The sequence below is a fragment of the Chloroflexota bacterium genome, from assembly GCA_016197225.1.
Taxonomy (GTDB): Bacteria; Chloroflexota; Anaerolineae; order Anaerolineales; family VGOW01; genus VGOW01.
In genome coordinates this window covers 1-14,152 of the sequence record JACPWC010000123.1, presented here as the reverse complement: position 1 = coordinate 14,152, position 14,152 = coordinate 1, and the positions used below count along the sequence as shown (strand labels likewise).

Annotated in this window: 12 protein-coding genes and 1 pseudogene; 7 read left to right on the top strand and 6 right to left on the bottom strand. The window is 60.7% G+C overall.

The window, feature by feature from the left end:
* Positions 1–34: 34 nt before the first annotated feature.
* Positions 35–937: pseudogene (locus tag HYZ49_20825) on the bottom strand (hypothetical protein).
* A gap of 556 nt (positions 938–1,493) precedes the next feature.
* Here HYZ49_20825 and HYZ49_20820 point away from each other — a divergent pair.
* Complete coding sequence (locus HYZ49_20820; protein ID MBI3244729.1) at positions 1,494–2,507, top strand: glycosyltransferase family 4 protein; 1,014 nt, start codon at positions 1,494–1,496, stop codon at positions 2,505–2,507.
* On the opposite strand, the gene HYZ49_20815 is transcribed toward HYZ49_20820, so the two are convergent.
* The 4 genes from HYZ49_20815 to HYZ49_20800 form a co-directional block, all read right to left on the bottom strand.
* Complete coding sequence (locus HYZ49_20815) at positions 2,504–6,526, bottom strand: tetratricopeptide repeat protein (GenBank protein ID MBI3244728.1); 4,023 nt, start codon at positions 6,524–6,526, stop codon at positions 2,504–2,506. The genes HYZ49_20820 and HYZ49_20815 overlap by 4 nt on opposite strands.
* Positions 6,527–6,528: 2 nt before the next feature.
* On the bottom strand, positions 6,529–7,353 hold the full coding sequence (locus tag HYZ49_20810) for a transglutaminase family protein (GenBank protein ID MBI3244727.1): 825 nt from the start codon (positions 7,351–7,353) through the stop codon (positions 6,529–6,531).
* A 102-nt stretch (positions 7,354–7,455) separates the two neighbouring features.
* Positions 7,456–8,832: a histidine kinase gene (locus HYZ49_20805; protein MBI3244726.1), complete on the bottom strand. Its 1,377-nt coding sequence runs from the start codon at positions 8,830–8,832 to the stop codon at positions 7,456–7,458.
* Entirely contained in the window at positions 8,825–9,508 is a 684-nt protein-coding gene (locus tag HYZ49_20800) for a response regulator transcription factor (GenBank protein MBI3244725.1), read from the bottom strand. The genes HYZ49_20805 and HYZ49_20800 overlap by 8 nt, the downstream gene beginning before the upstream one ends.
* A 144-nt stretch (positions 9,509–9,652) precedes the next feature.
* Between HYZ49_20800 and HYZ49_20795 the strand changes: the two genes are divergently transcribed.
* Genes HYZ49_20795 through HYZ49_20770 form a run of 6 tightly spaced genes read left to right on the top strand, consistent with a single transcriptional unit; the run spans position 9,653 to position 13,351 of the window.
* On the top strand, positions 9,653–10,102 hold the full coding sequence (locus HYZ49_20795; GenBank protein MBI3244724.1) for a heme-binding domain-containing protein: 450 nt from the start codon (positions 9,653–9,655) through the stop codon (positions 10,100–10,102).
* 32 nt (positions 10,103–10,134) lie between these two features.
* The gene (locus tag HYZ49_20790; protein MBI3244723.1) at positions 10,135–10,758 is read left to right on the top strand and encodes a cytochrome c3 family protein; all 624 of its coding nucleotides are present in this window, start codon (positions 10,135–10,137) and stop codon (positions 10,756–10,758) included.
* A gap of 41 nt (positions 10,759–10,799) precedes the next feature.
* Positions 10,800–11,360 (top strand): PepSY domain-containing protein, encoded by a 561-nt coding sequence (locus tag HYZ49_20785; protein MBI3244722.1) that lies wholly within the window; start codon positions 10,800–10,802, stop codon positions 11,358–11,360.
* A gap of 1 nt (position 11,361) precedes the next feature.
* A complete protein-coding gene (locus tag HYZ49_20780) occupies positions 11,362–11,694 on the top strand; it encodes a hypothetical protein (GenBank protein MBI3244721.1) in 333 nt (110 codons plus the stop codon).
* Positions 11,695–11,702: 8 nt separating this feature from the next.
* Entirely contained in the window at positions 11,703–12,620 is a 918-nt protein-coding gene (locus HYZ49_20775; protein MBI3244720.1) for an FAD:protein FMN transferase, read from the top strand.
* A 2-nt stretch (positions 12,621–12,622) separates the two neighbouring features.
* On the top strand, positions 12,623–13,351 hold the full coding sequence (locus HYZ49_20770; GenBank protein MBI3244719.1) for a ferric reductase-like transmembrane domain-containing protein: 729 nt from the start codon (positions 12,623–12,625) through the stop codon (positions 13,349–13,351).
* A 135-nt stretch (positions 13,352–13,486) separates the two neighbouring features.
* On the opposite strand, the gene HYZ49_20765 is transcribed toward HYZ49_20770, so the two are convergent.
* Positions 13,487–14,011 carry an HNH endonuclease gene (locus HYZ49_20765; protein ID MBI3244718.1) on the bottom strand — a complete coding sequence of 175 codons (525 nt, stop codon included), beginning with the start codon at positions 14,009–14,011 and terminating at the stop codon, positions 13,487–13,489.
* Between the last annotated feature and the right edge of the window lie 141 nt (positions 14,012–14,152).

Sequence of the window (14,152 nt, the reverse complement as noted above, 5' to 3'; positions counted from 1 at the left end):
TTGTTCCGACGGAAGTTATACTTCCGCCAGTCCGTCAGGGTTGCCGGGCCTCGCCAGAGTCCGGGCTGATCATCAGGCTTGACGTGTCCACCGCCTCAAAGTTCGAGCCGGTGATCTCGCCCAATGTTGACACCAGCACGTCATTGTCCCAGCGTTCGTCGGGCGCGCCGCTGATGAACCAACTGCTGCCGTTGTCGGCCAGGATGAGGCCGTAGGTTTTCATGGCCACGAGGATGACTTGCGCGTCACGCGGGTAAGATGAGATGTCGAACGAGGCCTTGAGCCGGAACCGTTGGCCCATCGGCGGCGCTTTGGAGTTGGTGACGTCGGAGGCAAAGTGGCGGGCGGGCCAGACGAAGAGGCGCTGTGTCTCCTCGGCGGTGAAACGGATGGCGTGCTTGATCTCGCCGGCGGCCACTTCGTCGTAACGCACCAGGCCGGGCAGGATCGGCAGACCGGCGGCGTCGGCTGAAGTCCAGGTGGCAGGGCGGAGGCTGTTTGAGTTTAGGTCGTAGATCGCGCCCGACCCGGCGATCCAATTTTCGTCATCTTCGGGATAAGCGGCGTAAAGTTCGTAGAGCTTGCAGTGGTCGCGATCTACAACGAGGATGTGGCGGTCGCCGTCGCTGGCCGGGCCGCCTTCAATGGGCGCGTCGGGCGGAACGGGATACGGCCCGGCGTCGCTTTCGTCGTCATAGTCAAACGTGACGTTGACCGGCAGTTGGTTGCCCGGCACAGTGATGAACGGAATGCCGATCGGCCCGCCATCCCACAAGCCAGAGCCGAAGTCGGGGTGCAGGCCAACGTCAGGGCCGATGCTGTTGACGTAAGCGTCCGAGAGCGGGTGAACGGGGAGCGAGTCCACGCGGGTGTTCCAGATATTGTTGGCGGGGAAGACGGGGCAACCGGCGAGAGTCGGGCCGCCTGCGTTAGCAGGACGCGCGGTGGCGGTCGGGGTATTCGCGGCGGCAGGTTGCGCGGTAGGGGTTGGTTGGGTGGCGGCAAACCCGGCGGTTGGGCTATTGGCAAGAGCCGGCCTGGCGGTTGGCGGCGGCGCCGAGGTTGAAGCTGATTTAGCAGTGGGCGTTGATAGCAGAGTCGGCGCGTTGGTGGGCAGGATGGAATTGGATGAGCCGGCAGTTGCGGGTGGCGGGCTGGGGGCAAGAGTGTCAACAGGCAGAATAGAGTTGGACGAGCCGGTGGCTGCGAGCGGCAGTGTTGAGGCAAGGGCCTCCGTCGGCGCAAGTTGAGCGGGCGTGGCTTTAGAGGCAGTGTTGCACGACTGCAAGATTAGGAGAATGGCGAAGGCCCAGGGTGTTTTACGTTTTTTTGTCATAGCCATTTGTACTGTACCAAGAAAGAATGTGACATTTGTCTATGGAATTTAGCTGTCCATCTATTTCCTTGCTCAGACGAATCACTATAATGTGAGTGCGATTTCGCTATTCTTGTTCTCAAACACCACCCGATAATATTATCAGGAGATAGAAGCTTTGAAATACCCCAAAGTCTTACGAGTTGAGACGGGTTTGATGTCCTCACAAAGCGACGAGGCCTCGTCCGATATGCTTGATTATCGAGTGTACGCTTGTGTTCCTCGCTGGTGGCGCAGATTGGAAGAGCTTTTGCATTTGGATATTTACCTGGCTTTGCGGGCAAGAGCGGCACAGCATCGCTACGACATCGTCTGGGCCGGGTCGGAGAAAGTCGGCATTCCGTTAAGTTTCATCGGCTTGCGAAAACCTTTGGTGGTCGTGGCTCATCATCTGGAGTCGCCGGCGAAAGCAGAGCTTGTCCGAATGACCGGTATCGCCAAACGCTGGGCCGGGATCGGGTACATCTCGAACGAAAGCAGAGACTTCTTTGTTCGCCAGATCGGGATACCTGCCGGGCGACTGTTCCAATTTGAATCGGCAAAGTATTTGAGCAAAGTGACGCCGACGGAAAAAACATCCGATGGCCCTATCATCAGCGCCGGCGTCGCTAAACGGGATTACGCAACATTGATTAAGGCCCTCGCCGATCTACCTGGATATGAGACGGAGCTTCTTGTCTCAAGCAAGTTTGGAGATAAGTTGAAGAGCAACATCAAGATCAATATCCCTGAATGGGTATGCTTCACGGATTTTATGCCCGACGACGAGCTTATGAAGCATTACGAACGCGCGCGCTTTGTCATTGTCCCTCTGGAAAGCACGACCCATCGCGGCGCAGGCATCAACGTGGTGCTTGAAGCGGCCGCATTTGGCAAAGCCGTCATTGCCACAAAAACGGGCGGCATGTCAACGTTTGTCAAAGATGGCGAGACCGGCATTCTGGTGCCGCCTTACGACGTTGAGGCCATGAGAAGCGCCATTCAAAAGCTGTGGACGCAGCCGGGCCTGGCGCGCCAAATGGGTTTGGCCGGTCGCTGTCATGTTGAAGCCCATTTCGATCCCGTAGCCGTTAACTCGAACATTACCGCCTTCTTGAAAAAAATCCACCTGGCTTCAGTTGCGCCAGACTAAGCGTCTGGCTCGCGATGCCCGGCCAGTGCGTGCGCCACCGTTTCATCCGGCCCCATTTTCAACCCCTCATTCCATTCCTTATTAAACACCTCCTCGCCCAACTTCTCGCGCAAGTCGGCCAGTAATTGCTCGTAGTCGGCCCGGTCAGCGGGGCCGAGCACGGCGTTGATCTGATCGAGCAAGGCGTGGACGGCGCCGGCCAGGCGGGCGGCACTTTTAAGACCTGTTAGGTCTCCAAGACCTAACAGGTCTTTGCCGGTGGCGGCCACCCCGGCGAGTCCGGCCAGGTTTTCGGCCACGCCCAATTTGTCGCCCAACTCGTGGCACAACGTCAAACTTTCGCGAAAGAGGTCGGCGGCGCGAGCCGGGTTGCCCAGCTTGGCGACGGCTAACCCTAAGTTGTTGAGCGAGTTGGCAACATCCGGCTTCTCTTGCAGTTCGCGGAACATGGCGACGCTTTCCTCAAAGAAGGCGCGGGCTTTGTCGTCGTCGTGTTGAAGGTAGGCCACCACGCCCAGGTCGTCGAGCGCGCCGGCAATGCGGCCCTTGTCGCCCATCTCCTGAAAGAGCCGCCAGCTTTCCTCGTGCAGAATCTGCGCCCGGTCGAGCGCGCCGAGGTTCTTGGCAACGTCTCCCAAACAGTTGAGCGAGTCGGCGATGCCCCAGCGGTCGCCCAGTTCGCGGCGCATGTTGAGGCTCTCTTCAAAAAGCTCGCGGGCCGTTTCGTAGCTGCCATGATTGCGGGCCACCAGCCCCAGGTTGGAGAGGAGGTTGGCCGCGCCGAGGCGGTTGCCCAGCTCGCGCCACAGTTCCAGGCTTTCCTGATACAACTCTTGCGCCGCATCGTAATCATCTTGATCAAAAGCTACGTTGCCAAGATTTTGCAGGGCATGAGCGATGCACTTTTTGTCGCCGAGGGTGCGGCAGAGGTTGAGGCTTTCGGTAGTCAGGGCGCGGGCGGCTTCGTAATCGCCCTGTTGCCAGTACACGCTGCCAATGTCTTCGAGCACGTCGCTCACGCCGGCCGGGTCGTTCAATTCGGTGAAGCCGGCCCGCGCCTGTTTGAGCCAGTCCAGGGCGTTGGTGTGATCGCCCTGCCGTTCCAGCAAATTGCCAATGGCCTGTTGGCTGAGCGTTTGCGATTTGAGTTCGCCCTGCCCGGTTGCGAGCGTCAACGCCTGGTGATAAGTTCTTTCGGCCTCAACCCACTCGCCAACCAGTTCCAACACCTGCCCTTGTTTGAGCAGGATCGGAAATTTTTCGCCGTCTTTGAGAAGCGGGAGCAGGGCGCGAAAATGATGGAGGGCGGCGTCGTTGGCATAAGCCGCCTGGGCCGCCTCGCCGGCCTTGCGGAAGTATTCGCGCTGTTTGTCCACGTTCTTGCTCAGGCCGTAGTGATAGGCCAGCAGGTCGAGGTGAGCCACCACTTCCGGCAGGCCGAAGTCGCCGGTGTAGAGCCGTTCGAGGAAGCGGCCTACCTGCTCGTGCAACATGGTGCGGGTGGCAATTGAGAGACTCTCGTAAGCCACGTCGCGGGTGACGATGTGCTTGAAGAGATATTCAAGTTCGGGATCGGGTTTGTCGAGCGGAGTCAGATCGAGCCGGCTGAGGCGGGTGAGGTGGGATCGGACTTCTTCCGGCGTGCCAAGCTCCGGGTACACCTGCCACAGCCAGTCGGCTTTGAACAGCCGCCCCATGACGCTGGCAACCTTGATCGTGGTCTTGGCGCCCTCGTCGAGTTGGTCGAGGCGGCTGAGAATTAAACTGTGCAGGCTGTCGGGCAGTTCGAGGGCCTTCAGGGCGTTGGAGTCGCCGGGGTCAATCTTCTGATCGTGAATCAGGTTGATGAGTTCGTCAATATAAAAAGGGTTGCCTTGCGCGCGTTCGGTGATCTTGTTGAGCAGGGTCGGCGGAACATCCTTGTTTTCGCCGAACAGTTGGGCCAGCTTGAGAGTGATGAGCCGCTCGGCCTCGCCCGGCGTAAACTCGTTCAGGCGCAGTTCGGTAGCGTGAGGCAGGTTCATCACCCGGCTGGTGCGGGTCAACACGGCGGCCCCACCGCCGTCGTCCAGTTCGGGCGGGCGGTACAGCATCACCAGCAGAACCGGCAGGTTTTGCAGGTGGCGGCTGATCGCTTCCAGCAAATCCAAAGAGAGGGGATCGATCCAATGGCAGTCTTCGAGCACCAGCAGCAGAGGCGCGAGTGAGGTGTGATAACGCGCGTACTCGACGATGAGCGATTCGAGCAGGGTCTTGCGCGTCCGGGCGTCGAGGGGATGGGTGAGATCGTTGTCGGGGATGGGGAGGTTGAGGGCTACGCCTAACAGCGGGAGGCGGGGCAAGAGAGGCGCGGCTTGAGCCAGGCGATCCACTGCCGCCAGTTCACACTCAAGATGGTGAGTCTGTTGATCGAGCGACCACGACGAGTCCAGCCCGAACAGGCCGCGCAAAACATCGCGCCAGACCAGGTAGTTGCTCTTGGTTCCGTAAGAGAGGCACGCGCCGCCGTAACCGTACATGCCGTAGTCTGAGGCGATTTTGATGATCTCGGCCGCCAGCCGCGACTTGCCCATGCCGGCCTCGGCGGTGATGCCGATGATCTGCCCGCGATTGGCCAGGGCCATCGCCAGCCGCGACTGGGCAACGTCCAACTCAGCGGCGCGGCCCACCATCGGCAAAGCATATTGCGGCTCGGGCAGGCGCGGCGCGGCTCCGCCGCCCAGCCCGGCCAGTTGATACGTTTCCACCGGCTGGGCCTTGCCTTTGACGATAATCGGGCCGAGCGGCTCCCACTTGAAGGTGAGTGAGTGGCGCGGCGTTGCGTGGCGGGTCGAGTCGCTCACCAGCATTTGGCCGGGTTGCGCTTTTTGCATCAGCCGCGCCGCCAGGTTCACGCCGTCGCCCATCACTGCATATTCCTGGCGGGTGCTTCCGCCCACCAGGCCGCAATATACAAACTCGGTGGCAACGCCAATTCGCAGAGCGGGCGCATCGTCGGGGATTGCCATCAGGTCGAGGGCGCAACGCAGGGCGCGCTCGGCATCGTCTTCGTGGGCCACCGGCGCGCCAAACAGGGCAATGAACTTGCTCCCTTTATCGCCCATGTCAATTTTGTTCAAAGAACCGTCGTAGCGGTGAATGATCTGCACCACTTGGGCGAAGTATCGCTCCAGGCGGATGCCGGCCAGCGGGTCGGTGTCGTAATCATATTCGTCGAAGCCGATGAACAGCACCGTGACCGAGCGGTGCTCGTTGACAAACTGGGCTTCGCCCAATTCGAGGCGCTGGGCGATGACGGGATGAAGATAGGGCGCGAACTGGTGGACCGACTCCGGTGAAGCCGCCGCCAGCGGGGGAAGAGCTTTCCCCGGTTCGGGGCGGCCCAACCTGAGCACCCGGCTAAAACTTTCGTCGCGAGTCGGCGCCGAGTCGGCTTCACCCAACAACGCCAGCACTTCATTATGCGCCACTACGTCGCCCGGCTCGGCAAAGTGTTGGGCTTCGGCGCAACGATCCAGCACCCGCCCGGCCACCACGTATTCGAGCCGGAGCGAAGCGTCGCCGACGGTGGCGCAAAACACCGGCCCGGAGGCCAGCCCGGCCTTCATGGCCAGCCGGAAGGTTCCGGCGCTGGTGGGAATGGCGGCGTAGCGCGACATGGCGGCCTGCATGTCGAGCGCGCACTGCACGGCCTGGCGAGCGGCGCTCTGGCGCGACTTGCTGTCAAAAGGAAAGAGCACCGTGAGCGCGTCGCCGCCGAACTTGGCGACGATGCCGCCGTACGACTGGATGAGATCGATCATCGGCGCAAAGTAGCCGTTGAGGGCCGTCGTCATTTCTTCACTACCGTCGCGCCCGATCTTGCTCAGGGCCTCGCTCATGGCCGTGAAGCCGGAGATGTCCACGAACAGGCCGACGGCCTGAAAGCGTTGCTCGCGCCCGACCGGGCTGGCGGCGGGGTCGGCCAACAAGTCGGCGGCAAAGTTGTGAGGGACGAACGAGAGCCAGTAAGGGGCCATGTTCAGTTCAAGATCGCAAATTGATTCAGAATGGCGTCGAGCGTTTGGCGAATGGCGGCGCTGTCCGGCGCGTCCGGTTCGCGGATCAAATATTGCTCAAGCAGGTGGGCGGCCTGGCGCAGTTCGCCGTTGCGAAAGTGGAGCAGGCCGGCGTCGCGCACGTGCTCGGCCGCGTGCGGCTGGAGAATGCGCAGGTGGCCGACGACGGCCAGCGTGGCCGGCCAGTCTTCGCGCTGGATATAAACACCGCGCAGGTTGAGCAACATCCGGGCCAGGATGGCGCTCGACGGCATGGGGTTGAGCCATTCGGATTGGAAGGGGCCGGTGTAGCCGCTGGTCGTTTGCGCGAGTTGAGCCGCCTCTTCCAGAGTCACCTTTACGCCGCCGTTGAACGGGTCTAGCATCACCAGCTCACTCTCAAGGCCAACGCCGACGACGAAGTGGCCGGGCAGGCCGATGCCGTAAGCTTGCAGGCCGAGACGCCCGGCAACTTCAATGAAGATGACCGAGAGCGAGATGGGCAGGCCCAGGCCGCGCGAGATCACCTCGTTGAGGTAACTGTTGCGCGGGTCGGTGTACTGGTCGCGGTTGCCACGCAAGCCAACGTCGTTGAACAGGAAGCCGGTGAGGGTGTTGAGGCGGGTGAGGGTCGAGTCGGCGGGAGCAGACCGGCGTTGAACAGCGTCAGCCCAGTCATCAAGTTGTTCGAGATAAATGGAGGGTCGTAGATCAGGATAGGCGATCTCGCGCGCAAAAAGCAGAGCGGCGCGGGCCAGCGAGGGCGGATTCGGGCCGCGCACCTCGTCGCGAAAGTTGGAGCGATCCACGTCTGTCATCAGGGTGAGTATAGATTGAAGCGCGAGACGCGACAAGAAGGGGATGAGTACGGGTACGTTGCAAAAAGGCGGTGTTTTGAGCGTTGATTAGAATTAGCCCGCCAGCGGCAGAAGCAGATTCACCCGCGTGCCTTTGCCGGGCCGGCTTTCAATTGAGATTTGGCCGTGATGAGCCTGAACGAGCGCCTGAGCAATAGACAAGCCAAGCCCGGCGCCGCCGTCTCCAGCGCCGGCAGTCCGGGCGCTGTCGGCGCGATAGAAGCGCTCGAAGACGCGCGGCAAATGTTCGGGCGGGATGCCCCGGCCAGTGTCGGCCACTACGATTTGCAATTGCCGTCCGCGCTGATGCGACTCAATGTGAATTTCGCCGCCGCGTGGCGTGTGGCGCAGAGCATTGTCCAGCAGGATGAGCAGGACTTGCCGCAAGCGCGTGAAGTCGCCCAGCACGGTTCCGGCGGCAGGCGCGAACGTGGCCATCAACTTCACCCCGCGCTCCTCGGCCACCCGGCCCATTTGCCGCTCAACGTCCGTCAACAAGTCGGGCATTGAAATCGCCTTGTGTTCCAGCGACAGGCGGCCGGCGTCCAGACGCGAGAGCAGGAGCAAATCTTCCACCAGCCGGTTCATGTGATCGGTCTCTTGCAGAACGTCGCCCAGCAACGCCCGCCCATCTTCGTCGGCGGCGGGCAGTTCGCGCAAAGCGACCTCGGCGCTGGCGCGCATCAAGGTGAGCGGTGTGCGAAGCTCGTGGCTGGCGTTGGAGATAAATGTCTGCTGTCGCTCCCAGGCCCTTTGCGCCGGAGCCAGAGATCGGCCCGCCAGCCACCAACTGCCCGCGCCCAACAGCACCACGCTGAACGCACTCAGGCCCAACAGCGCAAACAATAACTGACTGAGCACGCGATCCTGATCCGTCAACTTGCGCCCCAACTGCAAAACCGCCGGGCCGCCCTCGACCTCCAAGCGATAGGTGAGCAAGCGCACGCGCGAGCCATCGTCGGCGCGCACAATTCGCCAATCGCGCCCCTGAGTCAACGCGGCTTTCATGGCCTCGGCGTCCGGCTCGATGGGCAGTTGCGGCCCGGTGCGAAACAGCAATTCGCCATCCGCCGTCAGCGGCATTACGAAGACCGACGCCAACTGTCCGTCGAAGGCTTGCTCGGTGGCAAAGTCGTCGCTGGAAATGTGTTCGCTCTCGCCGACCTCATCTTCACTGCCTGATTGACGAGGGGTGGGCGTGATTCGCTCGCGGCTGGCATACCAGGACGCGTCGGCGGCGGCTAACTCCGATGGCAGAGGCAGGCTCAACAAACGGAACTCGTATGACATCACATGCTGCAGGGCGAGATCGGTGGAGCTTTGAAAATAATAGGTGAGCAGTTGATACGCGCCGCCGCCGATCAGAGCCACCAGCATCGTGGCGACCAGCAAATACAACAGGGTGAGCCGCCAGCGTAACCCCCTAAACATTTTCTATCTCCAGCTTGTAGCCCACCCCGCGAACCGTTTGAATCGGATCGGATCGGCCCGGCACGTTGAGCTTGCGGCGCAAGTAGGAGATGTACACGTCCACCATCGTCGCCTGCACGTCGCGTTCGTACGACCACACGTAGTCGAGCAATTGCTGGCGGCTCAGGCTCTGGCCGGGATGGCGCATCAAGCATTCAAGCAAGTTCCATTCGGTCGTCGTCAAGTCAAGAGCCTGGTCGCCGCGGCGGGCCGAGTGGGCGCGCAAGTCCAGCACCAGGTCGCCGCAACGCAATTCCCAGGCGTCGCCCGAGGCGACCGAAAAGCGGCGGCCCAACGCCCGGACGCGGGCCAGAAGCTCCTCGAAGGCAAACGGCTTCACCAGGTAATCGTCGGCGCCGCTGTCGAGTCCGGTGACGCGATCTTCCAGTTGGCCGCGGGCGGTGAGCATGAGGATCGCCAGCGGCAGGTGGGCGGCGCGGATGGCCCGGCAAATGGCCGGGCCGTCACGACCGGGCAACATCCAGTCGGCGATGACCACGTCGTGGACGCCGCTTAAGGCAAACTCCAACCCGGTCTCGCCGTCGTGGGCCACATCCACCGAGAAATGCTCGTCTTCAAGCACTCGTTTGATCAGCCGCGCCAGGCGTTGATCATCTTCAACCAATAGAACGCGCATCGAGCCTCCATAATAAAGGGTAGTGTACCTTCATTGGAAAAAGATTGGAAAAAACGTTTGGCTTTCCAATCTTTTTTCAAGGCCGGTCAAGTATCCTGCTGACAATCTCAACAACAGGAGGCTTTTGTGTCTAAGCAATTCAAAATTATAGGTGTCATCATCGCCATTCCCGTGGTGTTATTCCTGGGAATTCAACTTATCCCGGCCTGGCTTCTGCAAAACAACCCGCCGGTGTTGGCCGAGCCGAAGTGGGACAGCCCGCAAACGCGAGAGCTGGCCCAGCGCGCGTGCTTCGATTGTCATAGCAACGAAACTGTTTGGCCCTGGTATTCGCGGGTGGCCCCCGTCTCCTGGCTGGCAACATTGGATACGGTGCGTGGCCGTCGCCGCTTGAATTTCTCGGAATGGGGTTTGGCCACGGGCGGCGAAGGGGGTGAAAGTGGAGAAGGCGGTGAAGGAGGTGGCGAGATTGGCGAAGTGATCAGTAACGGCCAGATGCCGCCCGCCAGTTATGTGGCGTTACACCCGCAAGCCAACCTGACCGACGCCGAGAAGCAACAACTGATTGCCGGATTGGAAGCATCACTCAAATAACCTGAAGCATCTTTGGTCAATCGAGCTGTCTTATGGCTACTTCTAAAAACATCAGGCGAGCCAATCGCCGTCAAAAAACCAACTTGTTCAAATACAAAGGTCTGTGGGCGGTTGCTTTGGTTGGCATTGCTCTCTTTTCCCTCAGCGGTAGCGGCCTGCTCTATGCCGCCCACCTCGAGGACAATGACGCATTTTGCGCCTCCTGCCACACCCAGCCGGAGAGCACCTTTTACCAACGCTCTCAGTCGGCGGCGATGGATTTGGCCTCGGCTCACGCCGCCAAAGACGTGACCTGCATTCAGTGCCACAGCGGGGCCGGGGTGACTGGGCGATTGAACGGGATGATGGTTGGCGCGGGCGATCTGGCGGCCTTTACCTCCGGCCAATATCACAAGCCGGCTATCGTCACAGTGCCCATTAGCGACGCCAACTGTATTAAGTGCCATGCCGATGTCACCCAGACCCGGGACTTCAATCGGCACTTTCATGCTTTCCTGCCGCGCTGGCAGGCTCTTGATCCTCAGGCCGCCACCTGTGTCAGTTGCCATCAGGCTCATACCACAACCGGTCAGGCGCAACTGGTCTTTCTGGAAAGAGTGACAACCACTGCCGTCTGCCAACAGTGCCACGCCTTCAGTGGTGAAGGCGGGGGTTAGGCATTCCGCGAAAATATTAGTTTTGGAAAAGGAGATTTCCCATGACTCAACGAAATTCAATTCTCATCGCCGCTCTGCTCACCTCTTTTATGCTGGTGCTGATCGGCGGGGTGGTGGCCCGGGTGACTCAGGCCGGGGCCGCCGCCGAGGCCGCCCCGACCACCACCGTTTCCACCCAGGCGGCGGCGACCCTGGCCCCGGACGTGCAAGCCCTGATCACCCAACGTGAGGCGCAGTATCAACAGGCTCTGCAAGACGCGAACGCGCAGCTGCAACAAGCTTATCAGCAACAACAAGAACTGGCCGCGCAGTTGGCGCAACAACAGGCCCAGCCGCAAACACCGACTTACGCCGTGTGGCCCGATATGGCCGCCTCAATCGCCCTCAACGCCACGCCCGGCACGACCGTCATTCGGATGCCCGAACTGGTCAACTTTCAGGGCGCAGTGGCTTACGAAGTCACATTGGATCGCGGCAAGGTTTACGTGGACGCGAACAACGGCAACGTGTTGCACAACGGCGCCGCGCCTGCAACCAACAGCGGGCAGGGGGGCCATGACGATGATGGGCATGACAACGACCACGAAGGCGGAGACGACTAAAATGACTCAGTCCAGAAAACGGCCTGCGACAAGCGCGCCGGGAGTGAAGATGTTGATCACTGCCGGGGCGCTGGCGGTGACGATGTTCGGCTGGGCGGTGTTGACTTCCAAAGAACGGGTGGCGGCGGTGCCGCCGCCGCTCGCAGGAGTCGCCGTCTCTGTGCCCCCGCCTTCACTTGCGCTCGACCTGCCGCCCATTCCCACCCTCGTGCCGCCGCCTGCTCAATCCGCGCCCGTGATCGCCAACCCACAACCGAACCTCAGCGTGGCGCAATCGGCTCCACCGTTGCGCTCGGTGAGTATGCCGGTGACCATCACCCAGTCATCCCGTTAAAGGCGAACATGCAACAGATCGAATTTCGGGCGATGGGATGCCAGATGCGAGCCATGATCGACTCAGATTCGGCCCAAGGCGCACAGCGTTTGGCCGAAGTCCCCGACCGTTTTGCCGAATGGGAAAACGCCTTGAGCCGCTTTCGTGACGACAGCGAGTTGACACAACTCAACCGGCGACTAGGCTGTGCCGTGCTAGTCAGCCCGACCTTGTGGGAAGTGGTGAATGTTGCCCTGGAGGCCGCCCGGCGCAGCGGCGGCCTGGTGACGCCAACTGTGTTATCGGCGCTGGAGTCGGCGGGCTATGATCGGAGTTTCGACTCGTTGCCTCCCAACGCCGTCTCGCCAGCAACATCATCTCAGCCCACTGGCAACTGGCGCGCGATTGAACTCGAGCCTCGTTCAAGATCGATCCGATTGCCCGAAGGCGCGCGCCTGGATTTGGGCGGCGTGGCCAAAGGTTGGGCCGCCGACAAGGCCGTGAAGTTTTTGAGCGTTCGCGCCCCGGCGCTGGTGGATGCCGGCGGCGACGTGGCAATTCACAAACCGCCGCGTGGCGAGCGAGGCTGGCCTGTTGCCGTTGCCGATCCCTTGAAGCCGGGAGCCTATGTTGAAATGTTGATCGTCGGCAAAGGCGGTGTCGCCACTTCGGGCCGCGACTACCGGCGCTGGCAGAAGAATGGCGTTGAGCAACATCACCTCATGGACCCGCGCACCGGCCTGCCGGCCCAAACCGACGTGCTCACCGTCACCGTCGTCGCGGCGACGACGTTTGAAGCTGAAGTGGCGGCGAAAGCGGCGCTCATTCTGGGCAGTGTGGCCGGGCTGGCCTGGCTCGAAGCCCGCCCCTCGCTGGCCGGGTTAATGGTGGGCGAAGATGGCCGGGTGCTTCGCACCCGCTCGTCGAAAAATTTTATCTGGAGTTGAATATGGCTACGAACTCATCTTCTGTTGACGATCTCGATTCTCTGCCTCCGGCGATGACGTTTCAGAGTTTATTGCTGATGTTGCTGGCGGTTGTTATTGGCGCGTTTGCCGGAGTAGTTGTCTTGCCGCAGTGGTTGCCCGGCCTGAGCGACTCCCTTCTTGGCCCGTCGCCCAAAGCTTACTGGTATCTTTCGCGCGCCAGCGGAGTGGTGGCTTACGGCCTGCTCTGGCTGTCAATGATCTTCGGGCTGACTCTCACCAACAAGATGGCGCGGGTCTGGCCGGGCGGCCCGACCATGTTTGATCTGCATCAACACGCCAGTTTGCTGGGGCTGGCTTTCGCCCTCTTTCATGGCCTCATCCTGATGGGCGATCACTACATCAACTACTCGCTGGCACAGGTTTTGGTCCCATTCTCCAGCGCCGGCTACCGCCCGATCTGGGTGGGCCTGGGGCAAGTGGGGTTTTATCTGATGGGACTCGTGGGGCTGAGTTTTTACGCCCGCAAGGCAATGGGCAACCGTCTCTGGCGCTTGATCCATTTTCTAAGCTTTGGCATGTTCTTGCTGGCCCTCGCGCACGGGATGATGAGCGGCACCGACAGCGCCGCCGATCCGGTCAAGCTCATGTACTGGATCACTGGCGGCAGTGTCGTTTTCCTGACCCTTCAGCGGGTGCTGGTGACGATGAAATTTAAACCCGTTCGCGCGCAAGAAGCCGCAAAAGAATAACTCCGCAGTTTGGTTATCCACAGATTACGCAGATAGCCGCAGATTTTTGGAAGCGTGTTTGTGCCTGCCACTAAAAACAGACCTCCCGCCAAACTTGGCGGGAGGCCTGTTTGTTGTTCTTCAGCTTTGGGCCGCTTACACTTGAATGTATTTCTTCCACTCGTCGGGCGCGTTGCCCAGAGTGAAGACGATGTAGTTGACGCGCGGGCGTTTGGGGGTGAAGTTCGAGTCGTAGAACTTCAGGCCAACCGTCTGCATGGTTTTGTTGCCTTTGCGTTGCTGGCATTTGCGGCAACAGGCTACGGTGTTCGTCCAGGTGTTGGGATTCACCTCCAGCTTCTTGCACTGCGAAACGGGAATCACGTGGTCAATCGTCGCTTCGTGCGTCGGCAGTTTGTGGCCGCAATACTGGCAGATGTAGTGATCGCGCTTGAGCACATTGAGACGCGACCAGGCCACGTTGCGGCGAGGCGCGTTCACATAGTAGCGCAAGCGGATGACGCTCGGCATGGGCATTTGCTTGTAGGCCGAGCGCACCGCCCGGCCATCCACCGGGCGGACGAGGTCGGCCTTGTCGGCCAGCATCAGCCCCACAGCCCGTTTCAGGCTCACCACCGCCAGCGGCTCATTGCTGACGTTGAGCAGCAGCACGTTAACCACAGTCCCGTTCTCCTTTTCTATAAAGTCGGCGCGTGTTGCATTTCAGGCAAGTCGCCCGCGCCCGGTCTTTCCTGGAATGATATTGCGAAATAAAAAAGGGCGCAAAGTCGTCCATGTCCTTTGCGCCCCGCCGGGTGGCTT

Excerpts from the sequence above, each read along its gene's own strand:
- HYZ49_20790 (MBI3244723.1), top strand. The coding sequence starts at position 10,135 with ATGGCTACTTCTAAAAACATCAGGCGAGCCAATCGCCGTCAAAAAACC.
- HYZ49_20800 (MBI3244725.1), bottom strand. The coding sequence starts at position 9,508 with ATGCGCGTTCTATTGGTTGAAGATGATCAACGCCTGGCGCGGCTGATC.
- HYZ49_20770 (MBI3244719.1), top strand. The coding sequence starts at position 12,623 with ATGGCTACGAACTCATCTTCTGTTGACGATCTCGATTCTCTGCCTCCG.
- HYZ49_20815 (MBI3244728.1), bottom strand. The coding sequence starts at position 6,526 with ATGGCCCCTTACTGGCTCTCGTTCGTCCCTCACAACTTTGCCGCCGAC.
- HYZ49_20780 (MBI3244721.1), top strand. The coding sequence starts at position 11,362 with ATGACTCAGTCCAGAAAACGGCCTGCGACAAGCGCGCCGGGAGTGAAG.
- HYZ49_20805 (MBI3244726.1), bottom strand. The coding sequence starts at position 8,832 with ATGTTTAGGGGGTTACGCTGGCGGCTCACCCTGTTGTATTTGCTGGTC.
- HYZ49_20775 (MBI3244720.1), top strand. The coding sequence starts at position 11,703 with ATGCAACAGATCGAATTTCGGGCGATGGGATGCCAGATGCGAGCCATG.
- HYZ49_20785 (MBI3244722.1), top strand. The coding sequence starts at position 10,800 with ATGACTCAACGAAATTCAATTCTCATCGCCGCTCTGCTCACCTCTTTT.